The sequence below is a fragment of the Nocardia wallacei genome (assembly GCF_029868745.1).
GTDB classification, from domain to species: Bacteria; Actinomycetota; Actinomycetes; order Mycobacteriales; family Mycobacteriaceae; genus Nocardia; species Nocardia wallacei_B.
On record NZ_JARWOP010000253.1, the window covers coordinates 22,291 to 40,307 of the forward strand.

Genomic DNA, 18,017 nt, shown 5'->3' on the forward strand with positions numbered 1-18,017 from the left:
CACCCCTCGGGTATATTAGGTTTGCCTCACCTACATCGACCCGGCGTGGATTTCGATCCTGCCAGGCCGATGTCCCGGGGTGCAAGCAGTCGGGCGGAACGAGAGATATCTGAGCAGACCAGTGAATACGTGATCGTTCGCCGTCGCGCTCGGCCGTCCGTGGGCGGGCCGATGCCCGGGATTCGCTGTGGCTCCGGCCATTCCACCTGGCAGTCCGTGTGAAGAGAGATATGTGATATGGCAACTACTCCCGGTTGGGTCAGACAGTTTCACAAGCCGCGTGCGGCCGGAGCGGCGCCGCTGGTGATCTGTCCGCACGCGGGCGGCGGCGCCTCGACATACCGGCCGTTCTCCAAGCGGCTGTCCGAGGATTTCGACGTCATCGTGTTGCAGTACCCCGGGCGGCAGGACCGGGCGCGCGAGGCGGCGCTCGGCACCCTGCCGGGGATTGCCGCCGGCGCCTTCGACGAGTTCGCCCGCTCCTCGTTCAACCGGGGCGAGCCGCTCACGGTGTTCGGGCACAGCATGGGCTCGATCGTGGCGTTCGAATTCACCCGGCTCGCCGAGGCGGCCGGACTACCGGTGCGATTACTGGGGATCTCCGGCACGGTCGCACCCTCGCGCGTCGCGGACATGCCGAACCATCCGACCGACGACGAACTGCTGCTCGACCACCTCACCGGACTGCAGGGCACCGGCACCGACGTGCTGGGCAACCGCGATCTGATGAAGATGGCGCTGCCGGTACTCAAGGCCGACTACGCCGCCTTCGACCGCTATTCGTGCCCGGCGGACGTGCGGGTGCAGGCGCCGATCCGCGCGATGGGCGGCAGCGACGACGAGTTCGTCACCATGGGCGAGCTGTACAACTGGCAGCGCCACACGGCGGCGGAACTGCAGGTCGAGATGTTCGACGGCGGGCACTTCTATCTGCACGATCAGGTCGCGGGAGTATCGGAACTGCTTGCGGCCGAACTGGAGACCGTGCGATGAGCGAGGTCGCCGACCCCATCGTGATCACGGGCCTGGCCGTCGAGGCGCCCGGCGGCATCGAGACGCCGGCGCAGTACTGGGCGGCGCTGGCCGACGCACGGGACCTGACCGGCCCCTTCCCGCGCGACCGCGGCTGGCCGATCGAGCGGCTGCTGTCGCTGTCGGCGATCGAGGGCTGGTCCGAGGTGCGCGACGCGGGCGGATTCCTCGACGCCGCAGCCGAATTCGATCCGATGTTCTTCGGCATCACACCGCGCGAGGCGGTCGCCATGGATCCGCAGCAGCGGGTGGCGCTGCGGGTCGCATGGCGCGCGCTGGAGAACGCCGGAATCAAACCCGGCGCCATCGACGGCGAGGAGGTCGGCTGCTACATGGGCGCGTCGCCGACCGAATACGGCCCGCACGCCGCGGAGGTCAACGACTACAGCGGATATCGCGCCACCGGCACCGCCCTCGGCGCGGTGGCCGGACGGATCTCCAACTGCATGGGCCTCGGCGGGCCCTCCATCGTGGTGGACACAGCCTGCGCCTCGTCGCTGGCCGCGCTGCATCTGGCGGCGGCGGGGATCGCCGCGGGCGAATGCGAGTGGGCGCTGGCGGGTGCGGTGTGCGTCATGGGTTCGCCCGGCGCGTTTTTCGAATTCTCCAAGAACAACGCCCTCTCCGCCGACGGGCAGTGCAAGCCCTACTCCGACGATGCCGACGGCACGCTGTGGGGCGAGGGAGCCGGCGTCGTCGTGCTGGAACGCGAATCGCGGGCCCGGCGCTTGGGCCACCGGATCTACGGCCGCCTGCTCGCCAGCCGGGTCAACCACAACGGCGGCGGCGGGCCGATCGCCGTGCCCAGCACCGAGGCGCAGCGGCGCCTGATCCGCAAGACCGTCGAGGCGGCGGGCATCTCGCCGGACCTGGTCGGGATGATCGAGGGGCACGGCACCGCGACCGCGGTCGGCGATCCCCTGGAACTCGCCGCGCTGCAGGACGTGTACGGAACCGGCACGGCGCGACTGGGTTCGGTGAAGTCGAACGTCGGTCACGCCCAGGCGGCCGCGGGCATGCTCGGGCTGATCAAGGTCCTGCTGAGTGGTCTGCACGGATACATCGCGCCGACCCGATTCGCGGACAACCCCACCACCAAGGTGGATTGGACCGCGTCGGGCCTGCGCCTGGCCGCCAAGCTCGAATACTGGCAGCCCCACGACGGGATCCGCTACGGCGCGGTCTCGTCGTTCGGCGTCTCGGGCACGAATGCCCATGCGCTGCTGGCCGTTCCGGCCGTGGAAGAGGAGATCCATGTCTAGCTACCGACTTCCGGACGGCAGCGTTCCGGTACTGCTGTCCTCGGATAACCCCGAGACACTCCGCGCGGAGGCCGCCGCCGTCGCCGACTACCTCGCCGACCACGGCGACGTCTCGCCGGATCGAGTGGCCGACATGCTTTTCCGCACCCGCGTCGCGCGCCGGTACCGGGCCCTGGTGATGGCGACCGGGCACGCGGAACTGCTGACCGCGCTGCGCGCCGTCGCGGCGGGCGAGCCGCACGCGGACGTGGTGAGTTCCGAAAAGGCCGCCACCGCGCGGCGGATCGCGTACGTCTTCCCGGGGCAGGGCAGTCAGCGCCCCGGCATGGGCCGGATGCTCTACGACCACTCCGAGGCCTACCGGGCCGCGGTCGACGAGTGCGACAAGGTCTTTCACGAGCTGTACTCGTGGTCGCCGCTGCCGTATCTGCTGGACGCGGATCTACCGGCCGACGACAGTGCGCGGACGGTGCAGCCCGCGCTGTTCATGCAGATGGTCGGCGTCGCCGCGATGTGGGCGGCGGTCGGGGTGCGCCCGGCGGCGACCGTGGGTCATTCGCAGGGCGAGATCGCCGCGGCCTACGTGTCGGGCGCGCAGACGCTGCGCGACGCGGCCCGCATCGTGACCACCCGCGCGACCATCGTGGACGGGCTGCAGCTGACCGGCTACTCCATGGCCGTGCTCGGCATCGACCGGGACGAGTGCGAGGACCTGCTGGCCCGGCACGCGGGCTTCGCGGAGCTGTCGGTGGTCAACTCGCCGCACATCCTCGCCATCTCCGGCGAGCGGGCGGCCGTGCTGGCGATCGTCGAACTGCTCAATGCCGCAGGGAAATTCGCCAAGGAGATCCGGGTCCAGTATCCGGCACACACCTCCTACGTCAGCGGTTTCCGCGACGTGCTGAACCGCACGGTCGGCGACGATATGGACAACCGGTCGTTCATGGACAGCGAGATCGACTTCATCGGGGGCACCCTGGGCGACCGCGTCGACCCGGACCTGTCGATAATCGACTACTGGTACCTGAACCTGCGCAACCGGGTTCGCTTCGACCGGGCCATCGACATCGCCGCCGGCCGGGGCGTCGACACCTTCCTCGAGATCTCCGAGCACCCCACGCTCATGCTGGCCATCCAGGAGAATCTGGCCGCCGTCACCCCGCAGCGGTCCTTCCAGGCGCTGGGCACCTCGCGGCGGTCCGCCGAAGACCTGCGTGAGTTCACCCGCAACGTGGCCGGCGTCGCGGTGCACGATGCCGGATTCGACTGGGAAGCGTTGCGGGTCAGCGCTTCCGGCGGCGCGGTGACCCTGCCGCTGCTGGACTTCCCGAACACCCGGATGGCCGCGAAGACGCTCTGGGCGCCGTACCCGTACGCGGACACCGCAACGTCGGCGACCCCGCGCGCGGCGGGCGAGCGCGCCGCCGACGGCACGGTCGTGCCGCAGCGCTTCGCCGAGCATTGGACGCGGTTGCCGCGGCGAAAGATGGTGCCACCGCGCACCATCGCGCTCGTGGACCCCTCGGACCGCTGCGCCGATCTCGTGTCCTCGATCTGCGCGGCCGCGCCGCGGCACGGCGCCACGGTCGTCTACACCGACGAAACGGGCACGCCCACCGCGTCGTTCGACACCCTCGTCGTGCTGGTTCCGCCGTCGTCGGGCGCGGAGGTCGCGGCGGCGGTCGATGATGTCGCCGAATTCCTCGGCGACCGTTCGTGGTTGCCGGAGCTGACCGGGGTCAGCGATATCTGGCTCGTCACCACCGGTGGCGAACAGGTGCTGGAGACCGACGTCCCCGGCCTGTTCCCGGCCGCCGCGCAGGCCGGATTCCGTTGCCTGGGAGCCGAACACATCGGCGTCTCCTTCCGGCACATCGATCTGGCCGCCGACGCGGACCCGGCGGCTGCCGCCAAGGGGCTGGTGGAATCGCTGCACACGGCGGGCGAACCCGAACTGGCGGTGCGCGACGGCGGCGTCTACGCCAAGCGCCTGATCGTCGACGACACCGCCGCCGACCGGCCGCTGGACCCGCGCGAACTGCGCGAGGTCGTGATCGTCGGCGGCACCGGCAAACTCGGGCTGGACTTCTGTGAACGGTTCGTCGCCGCCGGTGCGGGCCGCGTCACCCTGGTCAGCCGCACCGGCGGCGATCCGGCCGCGGTGCAGCGGATCCGGAGCATCCAGCGGCTGGGCAAGACCGAGATCGTCCGCAAGAGCTGCGATGTCGGTGACGAGGACGCCGTGCGCGCGCTGGCAGATGAGTACCGGGCCACCCCGGCGACGCTGATCGTGCATGCGGCCGTGGACTATTCGGCCGCCGAGGCCGATCCCACCCGGGACACCATTCGCGCCGCGGCCGCGGCCAAGGTCGTCGCCCTGGATCACCTGATGCGGCACTTCCCGCTCGCCGCCGACGGCCGCGTCGTGCTGTGCTCCTCGCTGTCGGCGACGCTCGGCGGGCGCGGGCACATGGTGTACGCGGCGGTGAACCGGCTGCTCGACGCCGCCGCCGCGCGCTACCGCGACCAGGGTGTGCGCTGCTGCGCGGTGCAGTGGGGGCTGTGGCGTGCGGTCGGCGCGGACAACGCGGAGGCACTCGCCAAGATCAGCGGCACCGGCCTGCTGCCGATGGAGCCCGTCGCGGCCGTCGCGGCGGGATTCGCGCCGGACGCGGCGAATACGCTCGTCGTCGCGGCGGAGTGGGGGCGAATCCGGGACCTGTACACCGTGTTCGGCTACCAGGCCCTGTTCGCCGAACTGCCCGAGGATCGGCCCGAGCCCGCCGATTCCGTTGCGGCCGAGACGGATTCACCGCCCCTGCCGGAGGTGGAGGCGGTGGCGGAGCCGGTGCGAGCCGCGCCGCGCGACACCGCGGACACGGTCCGCGACGCGCTGCGCACGGTGATGGGCCTGGGCAGCACCGAGACCATCGACGGCTCGGTCCCGCTGGTGGCCCTCGGACTCGACTCGCTACAGGCCCTCGATCTGCGTAAACGTGTCGAATCCGACCTGAAGCGGGACCTGCCGGTGACGGCGATCCTGGGCGGCGCGTCCCTGGACGAGGTGGTGTCGCTGCTGGGCTGAGCGCGACCGGAGCGGGCGACGAAGGGGTAGAAACCCGTAGCTGATTAGGTTAGCGTTACCAAAGTAATAGCTGCGGGGATCTATGAGCACTCAGACGGAGAGCATTGTGTCGGAATCAGTGACAGGAGCGGCCGGTTCGCCGGGAGCGGACAACGCGATCGTGGTCGAGTCCGTGGAGAAGTCGTTCGGGGCGGTGCAGGCCTTGCGGGGCATCACCTTCAGCGTGCCGGCCGGCAGCGTGCTGGGCGTGCTCGGCCCGAACGGCGCCGGGAAGACGACGACCGTGTCCATCCTGTCCACGCTCACGCGGCCCGATGCCGGCCGGGCCGAGGTCGCCGGATTCGACGTCGTCCGCGACGCCGCCCGGGTGCGCTCGTCCATCATGCTCACCGGCCAGTACGCCGCCCTGGACGAGATGCTCACCGGCCGTGAGAATCTCGTGCTGTTCGGCCGCCTGATGGGCCTGCGCCGCAAGGCCGCGCAGGGCCGGGCGGTCGAGCTGCTGGAACAGTTCGGGCTGACCGAGGCCGCCGACCGGCGCGTCGGTCAGTACTCCGGCGGCATGCGGCGGCGCATCGACATCGCCTGCGGCCTGGTGCGCCCCCCGAAGGTCGTGTTCCTCGACGAGCCGACCACCGGCCTGGATCCGGTGAGCCGCCAGAGCCTCTGGGCGCTGGTGCGCTCGCTCAAGGAACAGGGCGTCACGATCCTGCTCACCACGCAGTACCTTGAGGAGGCGGATGCGCTGAGCGACAACATCATCGTCGTCGACAAGGGCACGGTGATCGCGGAGGGCACCGCCGATCAGCTCAAGGCCCGCTCCGGCGCCAGCTACTGCGAGGTGGTCCCGGTCGACGCCGGTGACGTGCCCGCCGTGGTGACCGCGCTGTCCGGGCTGGGCGAGATCACCATCGCGGAATCGCGGGACCGGGTGTCGCTGCCGGCGCCGGACGGCGCCGTGACGCTGTCGGAGGCGTTGAGCCGAATCCAGGGCGCCGGAATCGAACTGATCGACATCGCGCTGCGCCGCCCCTCCCTCGACGAGGTCTTCATCGAGCTGACCAAGCCGACCGTGGGGGCCGGGGCGTGACGGCGGCGGTATCCGCCCCGGAGACGCCCGGCGTCGCTCGCGACGGCGAAACCATTCCGGCCGCACTGCAATTGAGCGCGCTGAGCGGTCGCAGCATCCGCACCACGCTGCGTGAGGGCGACGTGGTGCTGGCCTTCTTCCAGCCGCTGGTGTTCTTCGTCTGCTTCTATGTCCCGCTGCGCCGGTCGCTGGAGGGGCCGGGCATCGACTACGCCCAGTACCTGCTGCCCGTCATCGCGGTGTTCGCCATGTTCTTCACCTCGATGTTCGCCGGTGATCGGGCCGCGCGAGAGGTGGTGGGCGGCATGGCGACCCGGCTGCGCTCCATGCCGGTGCCGCCCTGGATTCCGGTGACCGCGCGGATGTCGGCGAGCCTGGTACGCACGGTGACGGCGCTGGTGGGCGCGCTGGTGATCGGCACGGTCTTCGGCTTCCGGTTCCAGTCCGCCGGTGGCGCAGTGCTTTTCGTCGTGCTGCTGCTGGCCTTCGGTGCGGCGCTGGTATTCGCGACCGACGCGCTCGGCACCGTCACCCGCAACTCCGAACTCAGCGGCACCGTGCTCTTCGGACCGCAACTACTGCTGATCATGACATCGACGGGATTCGTTCCGGCCGTGGGCTTTCCGGGCTGGATCCAGCCGTTCGTCCGCAATCAGCCGGTCTCCCAGATCACCGCGGCGCTGCGCGGGCTGGCCGACGGCCGGCTGGTCTCGGAGCTGGCCGTGGCCGTGGCCTGGATCCTCGGGCTACTGGTGGTCGGTGCGGTACTGGCGGTACGCGCGGAAGGACGGCGGGCATGAGCGAAACAACCACTGTGCGAGTCGATATCACGAGCGTGGACGCCGCGGGCGGACCGGCGACGGGGCTCGCGGCGCTGCCGTCGCAGAGTCTGGTGGAGACCGGGCGCCTGCTGCGCCGATGGTCACGGCAGCCCGAGGTGATCACCAGCACGCTGGTGTTCCCGATCCTGCTGCTGCTGATGTACGACCTGGTCCTGGACAAGGCGCTGGGCGCCACCGGCGGCGACCCGATCTACGGGTTCGTGCCGATGATCGCCGTGGCCGGGGCCATGTACGGCGCGATGGGCACCGGCCTGTCGCTGTTCGGTGAGCGGGAAAGCGGTCTGCTGCGGCGGTTCTGGGTGCTGCCGATCCATCGCGCGGCCGGACTGATCGGCCGGCTGCTGGCCGAATGCGGCCGCGCGGCCGCCGCCACCGTCGTGGTGGTTGTGGTCGGGTTGATTCTCGGTCTGCGCTTCGAGCAGGGCTGGGCCGGCGCGCTCGGCGTGCTGGCGGTGCCCGTCATCGTGATCGCCGGGTTCACCCCGGTGGTAATCATGGTCGGCGTGAGCAGCGTCGGCGACAAGGTCGTGCAGCTGTTCGCGATCGTGGTCCTGGTCGGCATGTTCTTCAACTCGGGTTTCGTGCCCGTGCAGAACTATCCCGGCTGGCTGCAGCCCGTGGTGCGAGCCCAGCCGATGAGCTGCGCTATCGAGGCGATGCGCAACTTCATGCTCGGCGGCCCGCTGGTCGTCCCGGTGCTGCAGACGCTGGCCTGGGCGGTCGGCTTGATCGTCGTCTTCGGCGCGCTGGCCGTGCGCGGTTATCGCAAGGCCGCCGAGAGCTAGTCCGCCGCAACGCCGCGAGGACAGCCGTCAGCCGCTACGCTTTTATTCCTGGGCAGGTTCCGCGAATACGGGAGGAACCGTTGGGGATGGTGATGATCGAGGCGAGGGTCCAGGTGGCGGGTGATCCCGCATGACCGGTCCCGCTCCGTTGAATTCCGGCGAGCCCGCGCTGCTGGGCGGCGCGGTCACGCTGGTCGAGGGCAGTACCTTCTGCCTGTCGGATCGCGCCGGTGATGTCGAACCCGGTACCGCGCAGGGCCTGTTCTATCGCGACGCGCGGGTGGTGTCGCGGTGGGAACTGCGGGTGGACGGCCAGCGCCCGGAACCGCTGTCGGTGCTGAGCCCCGAGGCGTTCACCGCGCGGTTCATCGCGCGGCGTCCGCCCCGGTCCGGCGCCGCCGACAGCAGCCTGCTCGTGGTGCGGGAACGGCTGGTCGCCGACGGGCTGCGCGAGACGATCACGCTGGAGAACCTGGGCCGCGAACCCACCGCGGTCACCCTGGAGCTGTGCGCCGACGCCGATTTCGTCGACCTGTTCGCGGTGAAGGAGGGCCGCGACGGGCACGGGCGGGCCGAAGTCATGGTCACCGACAACGAACTGCTGCTCAACGATCGCTCGGATCGTGCTCGCGGGCTGGCGATCTCGTCATCGGAACCGCCCGCCGTGCTGCCCGGCTCGCTGTCGTGGCGGGTGGTGGTGCCCGCCGGCGGGCGCTGGCAGACCGAGATTCTTGCCCAGCCGACCATGGCCAATCAGCGCGTGCAGCTGCCGCTGCGGCCCGGCGAGCACTACGAGACCAGCGAACCCGGCCGCAAGATCGAGGCCTGGCGCGACACCGCGACCAAACTCACCACCGGTGATCCGCTGCTCACCGCGGTATTGCAGCGCACCGAAAGCGATCTGGGCGCGTTGCAGATCCACGACGAGACCCGCGAGGGCCGCACCTTCGTCGCCGCCGGGGCGCCCTGGTTCATGACCCTGTTCGGGCGCGACAGCCTGCTCACCGCGTGGATGGCGCTGCCGCTGGATGTCGGTCTGGCCCTGGGCACCATGCAGCAACTGGCCGAGATGCAGGGCCAGCGGGTCGACGCGCTCACCGAGGAGGAGCCGGGCCGGATCATGCACGAGATCCGGCGCGGACCCTCCGGCGGGCTCGCGCTCGGCGGCGAGACGTACTACGGAACTGTCGACGCCACACCGCTTTTCGTGATGCTGCTGGCCGAGGCGCGGCGCTGGGGAGCATCGCCGGATACCGTGCAGGCGTTGTTGCCGGCCGCCGACGCCGCGCTGGACTGGATCACCCATTTCGGCGACCGCGACGGCGACGGTTTCGTGGAATACCAGCGCGCCACCGACCGCGGCCTGTCCAACCAGGGCTGGAAGGACAGTTTCGACGGCATCAACGACGCCGCCGGGCATCTCGCCGAGACCCCGATCGCGCTGTGTGAAGTGCAGAGCTACGTGTACGCGGCCTACCTGGCGCGCGCGGAGCTGGCCGAGGAATTCGGCGATCAGGCCGTCGCCGCCCGGATGCGCGAGCATGCTGCCCAGTTGCGCACCAAGTTCGGCGAGGCGTTCTGGCTGCCCGAAAAGGGTTGGTACGCCGTCGCTTTGGACGGCCGCAAGCGTCGTGTCGACGCGCTCACCAGCAATGTCGGGCACTGCCTGTGGTCGGGCATCGCCACCGACGAGCAGGCCACCCAGCTCATCCAGCGGCTGTCGACGCCGGAGATGGATTCCGGATTCGGCTTGCGCACACTGGCTTCGAACATGGGCGCGTTCAATCCGATGAGTTACCACAATGGTTCGGTGTGGCCGCACGACACGGCGATCGCGGTGGCCGGGCTGCTGCGCTACCGCCACATCCCGGGCGCGATCGAGCTGGCCACCCGGCTCGCCGACGGGCTGCTGGACGCCGCCGCGGCATTCGGCGGCAGGCTGCCCGAATTGTTCTGTGGTTTCCCACGTTCCCGGTTCTCGGTCCCCGTGCCGTACCCGACGTCGTGCTCCCCGCAGGCGTGGGCGAGCGCCGCGCCACTGCTGCTGGTGCGCGCGTTCCTCGGCCTCGAGCCGGACGTCCCGCACCGCACACTGACCGTGCTCCCGCATCTGCCCGCCCGGTGGGGCCGCGTCGAACTCACCGACCTGCGGCTGGGCGGCTCGGTCATCGACCTGGCCGTGGACGGCGACCACATCTCGGCATCGAACCTGCCCGACGATTGGCGGCTGATCACGCACTGAGCCGGGTGCCGAACTCGGTCATATCACCCTTCTCGGTAGTCTTCGAGCATGACGATCCAGCCGGTGGATTCGCTTCCGCACGAAATGACCGAGGAGCAGTATCGGCAACTGCCCGAGGACGTCGCCCGCGAGATCGAGGTCGTGCACGGTCATGTGATCGTGTGCGAATCACCCACGCCCGAGCACAATCGGGTGGCTCGCCGCTTGGTCAACGCCCTGGAGCAGTTTCCCAGCACGGAGTCATGTATCCGGGTCCACACCGACATCGACCTGGTGCTGTGGCGTGTTCCGAAGTTCACTTTCCGCCGACCGGATGTGATCGTCTACCGATGTCTGGATGAACCGGGCAATAAGCCGGAGTCGCCCGACGCGCTGATCGTCGTGGAAGTGTCCTCGCCCTCGACGGCCGCAGAGGATCTGCTCGATAAGAAGGCGCAATACGCCCGTGTCGGCATCCCGCTCTATCTCGTCGTGATGCTCAACGAGAAATATCGAGTCGACGAGGTGTTGGAGTTCCGCCTCGACGCGTACGCCCGCGAGTACCGGCTACACAGGCTGCACCGTGACGGATTGCTGCGGCTGGAACACGTTGTCCTCGGCGAGGTCTCGTTCGAGGAACTCGTGCGGTGAGGTTCAGTGGATGTGCGGGGGGACCGTGGGGCCCTCGCTGGCCTGGACCAGGACGAAGCCCTGGCCGCGGAAGGCCAGTTGCATGGCTTCGCCGCTGCCGCGGCCGATGAGGGCGCCGGCCTTGAAGGTGCGGTTGACGCCGACCTGCAGACTGGTGCTCCAGGCGACGGCGGACTGGCCGTCGGCGAAGGTGGGGGCGCGGCTCGCGTCCAGCATCACCGGCGCGCCGTGCGTGGTGACGGCCACCCAGCCGGTGCCCTGCAGGGTGGTGTTGAACAGCCCGCCCGCGGCGATGCCCGCACCCTGCACCCGCTGAATATTCGAGGTCAGGCTCGGGTCGTAGGCCAGCACGTTGGCGCCGTTGACGGTGATGCCCTCGTTCTCCAGGAAGAACAGCTGCACATCGGCGGCATCATCGGCCAGGAACAACACGCCCTGCCCCTTCACCCGCATCAACTGCACGCCCTCGCCCGTGACGGCCTTCTTGATGAACTTCCCGATCCCGCCGGCGCCTTCGTAGTCGAAGTCCATCTGTCCCTGGAACGCCACCATGGACCCCTGCTTGGCGAGCACGTCCCCATTGACCTGCACCCGCAGCATCTTGGAGTTCTGTAGAGCGAAATGTCCGGGAAGCTGTCCCTGGTCCAGATTGCCGAAAAACGAACTACGCATAACCGAGCGGCCTCCCGTGTGTATAAATCCCGCTGGATCCGCAGTATATCCGCGAACGGGGAAGTGAGTGTCGCGACTACAACGTCACCCGCTGCTCCGGCGGCAGGAACAGCTTGTCACCCTCCCGCACCCCGAAGGTGTCGTAGAACTCCTGCAGGTTGCGAACCACCTGGTTGCAGCGGAATTCGTTGGGCGAGTGCGGATCGGTGAGTAGTTCGGCGGTGAGTTCCTTGGTCAGCTTGCCGCGCCAGCTGCGCGCCCAGGACAGGAACATGGCGCGGAAGTCGGGCTCGACGCCCTCGCGCCGCGCCGCGATCCGGTAGGCCGCCAGGGCGATCTGCAGGCCGCGCAGGTCGGCGAGGTTTTCGCCGAGGGTCAGCTCGCCGTCGACATGCTGCTCCGGTGCGAGGCCCTCGGGAACCAGCGCGTTGAACTGCTCCACCAGCTGTTTCGACTTGGCGTCGAACGCCGCCCGATCCGCCCCGCTCCACCAGTTGCGCAGGTTGCCGTCGGCGTCGTATTTGGAACCCTGGTCGTCGAAGCCGTGGCCGATCTCGTGGCCGATGGTGGAGCCGACCGCGCCGAAATTGATGGCGAGCTGGGCATCCTTGTCGAAGAACGGCGGCTGCAGATAGGCGGCGGGGAAGGTGATCTCGTTGTTGGGCGGGGAGTAGAAGGCGTTGACGGTCTGCGGCGTGCTGTTCCATTCGGACTTGTCGACCGGCTTGCCGAGATAGTCGAACATCCGCGTGGCTTCGAAAACCGCTATGGCACGCACGGATTCGAGCAGTTTGCCCCGCGTGATCCGCAGCTTGGAGTAGTCGGTCCACTTGTCCGGGTAGCCGAGCTTGACGGTCATCTTGTCGAGTTTCACCAGCGCCGCGTCGCGGGTGGCGGGCGTCATCCAGGCGGAGTTGCGGAAGTCCTCGCGGTAGGCCGCCATCAGATCGGCGACCATCTTCTTGACCTCGTCCTTCGCCTCGGGCGGGAAGTACTTGGCCACATAGAGCTTGCCGAGCTGCTCGCCGAGTTTCTCGTCGACCGTGGCGACCCCGTACTTCCAGCCCTCCGGCCGCTCCTTCTGCCCGGCCATCACCGTGCCGAAGAAGTGGAAGTTGGCATCGTTGATCGCCTTCGGCAGATACTTGGCGAAATCGCGAATCAGACTGAGCTTCAGATACTCCCGCCAGATCGCGATATCCGTCTCCGCCCAGATCCCGCCCGCCGCGGTGATGTAGGACGGCTGGCCCACCACCAGTTCACCGAACAGGTCCCGGGGCCGGTCGGTGTTCCCCGCCAGCCAGGGATCGAAGTCGAAACCCTTTCCGAGGTCGGTCAATTGGGCCCACGTCATCCGGTTGTAGGTGGCGTTGGCGTCCCGGACCCGGACGTTGCTCCAGTGGTTCGAGGCGATCCGGGTCTCCAGGTCGAACATCCGCTGCGCCGTGCCGACCGGATCGGAAAGCCCGGCGCCGGTGGCGATCTGCTCCAGATAGGTGCGGTAGGCGGCGCGGATCTCGGCGTGCTCCGGCTTGCGGTAGTACTCCTCGCCGAGGCCGATCCCGGACTGGACGACCGAGGCCACGTAACTGTCGGTCTTCTTCCGGTCGACGCTCACGCCCAGCCCGACCAGCCCTGCCAGAGGCAGCTCGCCCATCACGCGTGCGAGGTCGGGTTTGGTTGCGGCGCGGTCGATCCGGTCGAACAGGTCCTGGAGCGGGGACATGCCCAGCCGCTCCACCGCGTCGAGATCGACCCGCGCGTCGTAGAGGTCTCGGATGTGCTGGGCCTCGGTACCCGGCTCCGGATCCTTGATGCCGTCGATGATTTCGCGCAGTTGTTTCTGGGTGCGCTCGAAAGCCTCCGTGCCCGAGCTGTATCCGGACTTGTCCGGCGGCAGCTGGTACTCGCGCAGCCACTTTCCGTTGACGTACCGGTACAGATCGTCCTGCGGACGCACCGCCTCGTCGACACCGGACAGATCGGGGCCGTTGAGCTGTTTCGGCGCCGCGTCGTTCGAGCAACTCGCCAGCGCGGCGGCCGCGGGCGCAAGCCCCAGGGCGATCAGAAATGCGCGACGCTGCAGGCGCACCGGACCCGACGATGTCACCAGAAACCCCACTCCCCGGGGTCTCGCCCCCGTGCTCGTAGCCGACTTGCTGGAATGAGGCTACCGGGACCGATGCGCCGAGGGCGGGCCAACGTTCCGCTACAGCGTGACGCGTTGATCCTCGGGCAGATACAGCTTGTCGCTGTCGGTGACGCCGTAGGTGGCGTAGAACTCGGCCAGGTTGCGGACGACCTGGTTGCACCGGAACTCCGAGGGGGAGTGCGGGTCGGTCGCGAGCTGGCTCTCGGTGGACTCCGGAGTCTGCTTGCCGCGCCAGGTGCGGCCCCAGGATTCGAACATCTGGTGGTAGTCGGGGTTGTCGATACCGTCGCGGCGCTGGGCGATCCGGTAGGCGGCGAGCGAGATCTCCAGGCCGCGCAGGTCGGCCAGGTTCTCGCCGACCGTGAGTTCGCCGTTGACGTGCTGATCCGGCGGCAGGCCCGTCGGCACGAGCGCGTTGTACTGCGCGATCAGCTGTTTCGTCTTGGCGTCGAAGGCCGCCTTGTCCTGCGGCGTCCACCAGTCCTTCAGGTTGCCGTCGCCGTCGTACTTGGAGCCCTGGTCGTCGAAGCCGTGCCCGATCTCGTGGCCGATCACCGCGCCGCCCGCGCCGAAGTTGACCGCCGGGAGGGCGTCCTTGTCGAAGAACGGAGGCTGCAGGAACGCGGCTGGGAAGACGATCTCGTTGCCGCTCGGGTTGTAGTAGGCGTTGACCGTCTGCGGCGGCATCGCCCACTCGGACTTGTCGACCGGAGTGCCGAGCTTGCCGAACATCCGGGCGGCCTCGAACGTGGTGACCGCACGCAGCGATTCGACCAGCTTGCCGCGCGTGATGGTGAGCTTCGAGAAGTCCTGCCACTTGTCGGGATAGCCGATCTTGGCGTCGATCTTGCCGAGTTTCGCGAGGGCGGCTTCCCGGGTGGCGGGCGACATCCAGCCGGAATTGTGGAAGTTCTCCCGATACGCGGCCATCAGATCGGCCACCATCTGGTTGGCGCGGTCCTTCGCCTCGGGCGGGAAATACTTTGCCACGTAGAGCTTTCCGAGCTGCTCGCCGAGGTTCTCGTTGACCAGTTCCACCGCCGAGCGCCACCGTTCCGGCCGCTGCTGCAGGCCGTGCATGGTCTTGCCGAAGAAGTCGAAATTGGCGTCGGAGATGTCCTTCTTCAGATACGGCGCGTACTCGCGCACCAGCGCCAGCTTCAGATAGTCGCGCCAGGTGGCGAGATCGACCTGCTCCCAGAGCTTTCCGGCCTCGGTGACGAACGACGGCTCGGCGACGACGAGGCTGGCGAACAGCTCCCGGGGCCGGTCGGTGTTGCCGGCCAGCCACGCGTCCCACGCGAAACCCGGTGCGAGCGCGACCAATTCGGGCCAGGTGCGCAGGTTGTAGGTAGCCGCGGCGTCGCGGGTGCGGACGTTGTCCCAGAAGCCGGCAGCGATCCGGGTCTCCAGATCGACCACGCGCTGCGCCATGGCCGCCGGTTCCGGGAAGCCCGCGCCGGTGGCGAGGCGATCCATGTAGTTGCGGTAGGCGGCGAACTTCTGGGCGTACTCCGGCTTGCGGTAGTACTGCTCGCCCAGCCCGAGGCCGGCCTGGCTGACCATGGGCAGGTAGGCGTTGGAGTTCACCGGATCCGCGCCCACGCTCAGGCCGATCAGCCCCACGCCCGGCAGCGCGCCCATCACCCTCGCCAGCGCGGTCTTGTCGGCGGCGCCGTCGATCTGCCCGAACAGGTCCTGCAGCGGGGATATGCCCAGCCGCTCGATCTCGTCCTGGTTCATGTGGGCGTCGTAGAGGTCGCGGATCTGCTGGTCCGCACTGCCCTGCCGGGGGTCGCGGATGCCCTCGATGATCTCCCGCAGTTCGCCCTCCACCCGGTCGCGCACCTCGTCGAAGGTGCCGAACGAGGTCTTGTCCGGCGGCAGCTGGTACTCGCGCAGCCACTTCCCGTTGATGTGCCGGAACAGGTCGTCCTGCGGGCGGATCGCCGGATCCACGCCGGACAGATCCGGGCCGGTCAGCGGTTTGGCGGCCGCGGAATCGGAGTTGCAGGAGGCCAGCACCGCGGCGGCGGGCACGAGCCCCAGCGCGGTCAGGAAGGTACGGCGGGCGAGGGCGTTCGGACGCTCGGGCGCGGTCACTCGGTCTCCTCCACGGATATCGTGCGCTTGCTCGGACGTAGCCTCGGCGACGTTAGCGGAGCGGGCTGAGGAAAGGCTGAACCCACGCTGCATATCCTCTTGGGAGGTCCTTCCCCCTTGCCCGGCATGCTCTTCGCCGGGCCGGTTTGGGGAGGACCTGCGGCTTCGTTACACTGGTCGGGTTGCCTGCGGGACGACTGTGCCCGCGCTCCGGCCGCGAACCCACAGTGGTGGCTCATCCAGATCGAGAAACTGCTGGCAGGCGCGCGTGTGGAGGGCAACCGGCCATGCCCGTCGGGTCGGTAATCCGGCGTGCATATCGTCCAGGTCTAGGAGGAGCTGAAGTGATTCAGCAAGAGTCGCGACTGCGCGTCGCCGACAACACGGGTGCCAAGGAAATCCTGTGCATCCGAGTGCTCGGCGGGTCGTCGCGTCGCTATGCCGGTATCGGCGACATCATCGTCGCTACCGTGAAGGACGCCATCCCCGGCGGCAACGTCAAGAAGGGCGAGGTCGTCAAGGCTGTCGTCGTGCGCACCACCAAGGAGCGTCGCCGTCCGGATGGTTCGTACATCCGCTTCGACGAGAACGCCGCGGTGCTGATCAAGCCGGACAACGATCCGCGCGGCACCCGCATCTTCGGCCCCGTCGGCCGCGAGCTGCGTGACAAGCGTTTCATGAAGATCGTTTCGCTGGCCCCGGAGGTGCTCTGACATGAAGGTGCACAAGGGCGACACCGTGCTCGTCGTGTCGGGTAAGGACAAGGGCGCCAAGGGCAAGGTCATCCAGGCCTACCCGAAGACGGACAAGATCCTGGTCGAGGGCGTGAACCGGATCAAGAAGCATGTCGCGAACTCCGCGAACCAGCGCGGCGCCAGCTCGGGCGGCATCGTGACCCAGGAGGCGCCCATCCACGTCTCGAACGTGATGGTTGTCGACTCCGACGGCAAGCCGACGCGCGTGGGTTACCGCACCGACGAGAACGGCAAGCGGGTGCGTATCTCCCGTCGCAACGGGAAGGACATCTGATGACCACGACCGAGAAGATCCAGCCTCGGCTGAAGCTGCGCTACCGCGCGGAAATCAAGGACGCGCTGAACAGCGAGTTCAACTACGCCAACGTGATGCAGATCCCGGGCGTGGTGAAGGTCGTCGTGAACATGGGTGTCGGCGACGCCGCCCGCGACGCCAAGCTGATCAACGGCGCGGTCGCCGACCTGGCCCTGATCACCGGTCAGAAGCCGGAGATCCGCAAGGCCCGCAAGTCGATCGCGCAGTTCAAGCTGCGTGAGGGCATGCCGATCGGCGCGCGCGTCACGCTGCGCGGCGACCGCATGTGGGAGTTCCTGGACCGGCTGGTCTCCATCGCGCTCCCGCGTATCCGCGACTTCCGCGGCCTGTCGCCGAAGCAGTTCGACGGCAACGGCAACTACACGTTCGGCCTGAGCGAGCAGTCGATGTTCCACGAGATCGATGTGGACAAGATCGACCGCCCGCGCGGCATGGACATCACCGTCGTGACGACTGCGACGAATGACGAGGAGGGCCGCGCCCTGCTCAAGCACCTCGGCTTCCCGTTCAAGGAGAACTGAGCACATGGCTAAGAAAGCTCTGATCAACAAGGCCAACGCGAAGCCGAAGTTCGCCGTTCGCGCCTACACCCGCTGCCAGCGCTGCGGCCGCCCCCACGCGGTCTACCGCAAGTTCGGCCTGTGCCGCGTATGCCTGCGCGAAATGGCGCACCGCGGCGAGCTGCCGGGCGTCCACAAGTCCAGCTGGTAAGTAGCTGCCCCGCAATGCGGTGGTCCGTCACCAACGGACCACCGCATTCGCATGTCCGGGCCCGGTCGCGACCACATGGCCGTGGACACACGCCTTCGAGGGTCGTTAGAGTTTCGTGCATGAATGCGGGTGGGGGGCCGTCGAGCGACACCGATCTGCGGCCGCCGCAATCGAGTCGGCCATGATCGTCGACTGGCAGACTGAACCGTCCTGGATCCGGTGGAGACTCGGGTTCAGGCCACCTCGGCTGAGATGCTCTGTTGATGGTAGAGGTGTTCGTATTCGACCGGCGGCAGGTAGCCGATCGACGAGTGGAGGCGCTGGGTGTTGTACCAGTGCA

General features: G+C 68.4%; 15 protein-coding genes. 12 read left to right on the top strand and 3 right to left on the bottom strand.

Annotated elements, in window-relative coordinates; translation table 11 throughout:
* Positions 1 to 237 precede the first annotated feature (237 nt).
* From QH470_RS22570 to QH470_RS22605, 8 genes are all read left to right on the top strand, one after another.
* Positions 238 to 993 carry a thioesterase II family protein gene (locus QH470_RS22570; RefSeq protein ID WP_280274349.1) on the top strand — a complete coding sequence of 252 codons (756 nt, stop codon included), beginning with the start codon at positions 238 to 240 and terminating at the stop codon, positions 991 to 993.
* Entirely contained in the window at positions 990 to 2,294 is a 1,305-nt protein-coding gene (locus QH470_RS22575) for a beta-ketoacyl [acyl carrier protein] synthase domain-containing protein (RefSeq protein ID WP_280274350.1), read from the top strand. Before QH470_RS22570 ends, QH470_RS22575 begins: the two co-directional genes overlap by 4 nt.
* Complete coding sequence (gene nbtC, locus QH470_RS22580) at positions 2,287 to 5,379, top strand: nocobactin polyketide synthase NbtC (RefSeq protein ID WP_280274351.1); 3,093 nt, start codon at positions 2,287 to 2,289, stop codon at positions 5,377 to 5,379. The genes QH470_RS22575 and nbtC overlap by 8 nt, the downstream gene beginning before the upstream one ends.
* An 82-nt stretch (positions 5,380 to 5,461) precedes the next feature.
* The gene (locus tag QH470_RS22585) at positions 5,462 to 6,469 is read left to right on the top strand and encodes an ATP-binding cassette domain-containing protein (protein WP_425302761.1); all 1,008 of its coding nucleotides are present in this window, start codon (positions 5,462 to 5,464) and stop codon (positions 6,467 to 6,469) included.
* Positions 6,466 to 7,269, top strand: coding sequence for an ABC transporter permease (locus tag QH470_RS22590; protein WP_280274353.1), 804 nt, complete (start codon positions 6,466 to 6,468; stop codon positions 7,267 to 7,269). Before QH470_RS22585 ends, QH470_RS22590 begins: the two co-directional genes overlap by 4 nt.
* Positions 7,266 to 8,096 (top strand): ABC transporter permease, encoded by an 831-nt coding sequence (locus QH470_RS22595; RefSeq protein WP_280274354.1) that lies wholly within the window; start codon positions 7,266 to 7,268, stop codon positions 8,094 to 8,096. The genes QH470_RS22590 and QH470_RS22595 overlap by 4 nt, the downstream gene beginning before the upstream one ends.
* Before the next feature lie 130 nt (positions 8,097 to 8,226).
* Positions 8,227 to 10,338 (top strand): amylo-alpha-1,6-glucosidase, encoded by a 2,112-nt coding sequence (locus QH470_RS22600; RefSeq protein WP_280274355.1) that lies wholly within the window; start codon positions 8,227 to 8,229, stop codon positions 10,336 to 10,338.
* Between the two features lie 48 nt (positions 10,339 to 10,386).
* Positions 10,387 to 10,968 (top strand): Uma2 family endonuclease, encoded by a 582-nt coding sequence (locus QH470_RS22605; protein WP_280274356.1) that lies wholly within the window; start codon positions 10,387 to 10,389, stop codon positions 10,966 to 10,968.
* Between the two features lie 3 nt (positions 10,969 to 10,971).
* Here the strand turns inward: QH470_RS22605 and QH470_RS22610 are convergent, their stop codons facing one another.
* From QH470_RS22610 to QH470_RS22620, 3 genes are all read right to left on the bottom strand, one after another.
* Positions 10,972 to 11,640: an AIM24 family protein gene (locus QH470_RS22610; protein WP_280274357.1), complete on the bottom strand. Its 669-nt coding sequence runs from the start codon at positions 11,638 to 11,640 to the stop codon at positions 10,972 to 10,974.
* A 76-nt stretch (positions 11,641 to 11,716) separates the two neighbouring features.
* A complete protein-coding gene (locus QH470_RS22615; RefSeq protein ID WP_280274358.1) occupies positions 11,717 to 13,750 on the bottom strand; it encodes a M13 family metallopeptidase in 2,034 nt (677 codons plus the stop codon).
* 99 nt (positions 13,751 to 13,849) lie between these two features.
* Positions 13,850 to 15,895 (bottom strand): M13 family metallopeptidase, encoded by a 2,046-nt coding sequence (locus QH470_RS22620; protein ID WP_280274359.1) that lies wholly within the window; start codon positions 15,893 to 15,895, stop codon positions 13,850 to 13,852.
* A 344-nt stretch (positions 15,896 to 16,239) separates the two neighbouring features.
* Between QH470_RS22620 and rplN the strand changes: the two genes are divergently transcribed.
* The 4 genes from rplN to QH470_RS22640 are packed head-to-tail and all read left to right on the top strand — an operon-like array spanning position 16,240 to position 17,677.
* Complete coding sequence (rplN, locus tag QH470_RS22625) at positions 16,240 to 16,608, top strand: 50S ribosomal protein L14 (RefSeq protein WP_216897454.1); 369 nt, start codon at positions 16,240 to 16,242, stop codon at positions 16,606 to 16,608.
* A gap of 1 nt (position 16,609) precedes the next feature.
* On the top strand, positions 16,610 to 16,924 hold the full coding sequence (rplX, locus tag QH470_RS22630) for a 50S ribosomal protein L24 (protein WP_280274360.1): 315 nt from the start codon (positions 16,610 to 16,612) through the stop codon (positions 16,922 to 16,924).
* Complete coding sequence (gene rplE, locus QH470_RS22635; protein ID WP_187686705.1) at positions 16,924 to 17,487, top strand: 50S ribosomal protein L5; 564 nt, start codon at positions 16,924 to 16,926, stop codon at positions 17,485 to 17,487. Before rplX ends, rplE begins: the two co-directional genes overlap by 1 nt.
* A 4-nt stretch (positions 17,488 to 17,491) precedes the next feature.
* Positions 17,492 to 17,677 (top strand): type Z 30S ribosomal protein S14, encoded by a 186-nt coding sequence (locus QH470_RS22640; RefSeq protein WP_029923637.1) that lies wholly within the window; start codon positions 17,492 to 17,494, stop codon positions 17,675 to 17,677.
* The last annotated feature ends 340 nt before the right edge of the window (positions 17,678 to 18,017 follow it).

Coding starts and splice junctions, on each gene's coding strand:
- QH470_RS22640 (WP_029923637.1), top strand. CDS start 17,492: ATGGCTAAGAAAGCTCTGATCAACAAGGCCAACGCGAAGCCGAAGTTC.
- QH470_RS22570 (WP_280274349.1), top strand. CDS start 238: ATGGCAACTACTCCCGGTTGGGTCAGACAGTTTCACAAGCCGCGTGCG.
- QH470_RS22600 (WP_280274355.1), top strand. CDS start 8,227: ATGACCGGTCCCGCTCCGTTGAATTCCGGCGAGCCCGCGCTGCTGGGC.
- rplE (WP_187686705.1), top strand. CDS start 16,924: ATGACCACGACCGAGAAGATCCAGCCTCGGCTGAAGCTGCGCTACCGC.
- QH470_RS22605 (WP_280274356.1), top strand. CDS start 10,387: ATGACGATCCAGCCGGTGGATTCGCTTCCGCACGAAATGACCGAGGAG.
- rplX (WP_280274360.1), top strand. CDS start 16,610: ATGAAGGTGCACAAGGGCGACACCGTGCTCGTCGTGTCGGGTAAGGAC.
- QH470_RS22585 (WP_425302761.1), top strand. CDS start 5,462: ATGAGCACTCAGACGGAGAGCATTGTGTCGGAATCAGTGACAGGAGCG.
- QH470_RS22575 (WP_280274350.1), top strand. CDS start 990: ATGAGCGAGGTCGCCGACCCCATCGTGATCACGGGCCTGGCCGTCGAG.
- QH470_RS22610 (WP_280274357.1), bottom strand. CDS start 11,640: ATGCGTAGTTCGTTTTTCGGCAATCTGGACCAGGGACAGCTTCCCGGA.
- QH470_RS22595 (WP_280274354.1), top strand. CDS start 7,266: ATGAGCGAAACAACCACTGTGCGAGTCGATATCACGAGCGTGGACGCC.
- nbtC (WP_280274351.1), top strand. CDS start 2,287: ATGTCTAGCTACCGACTTCCGGACGGCAGCGTTCCGGTACTGCTGTCC.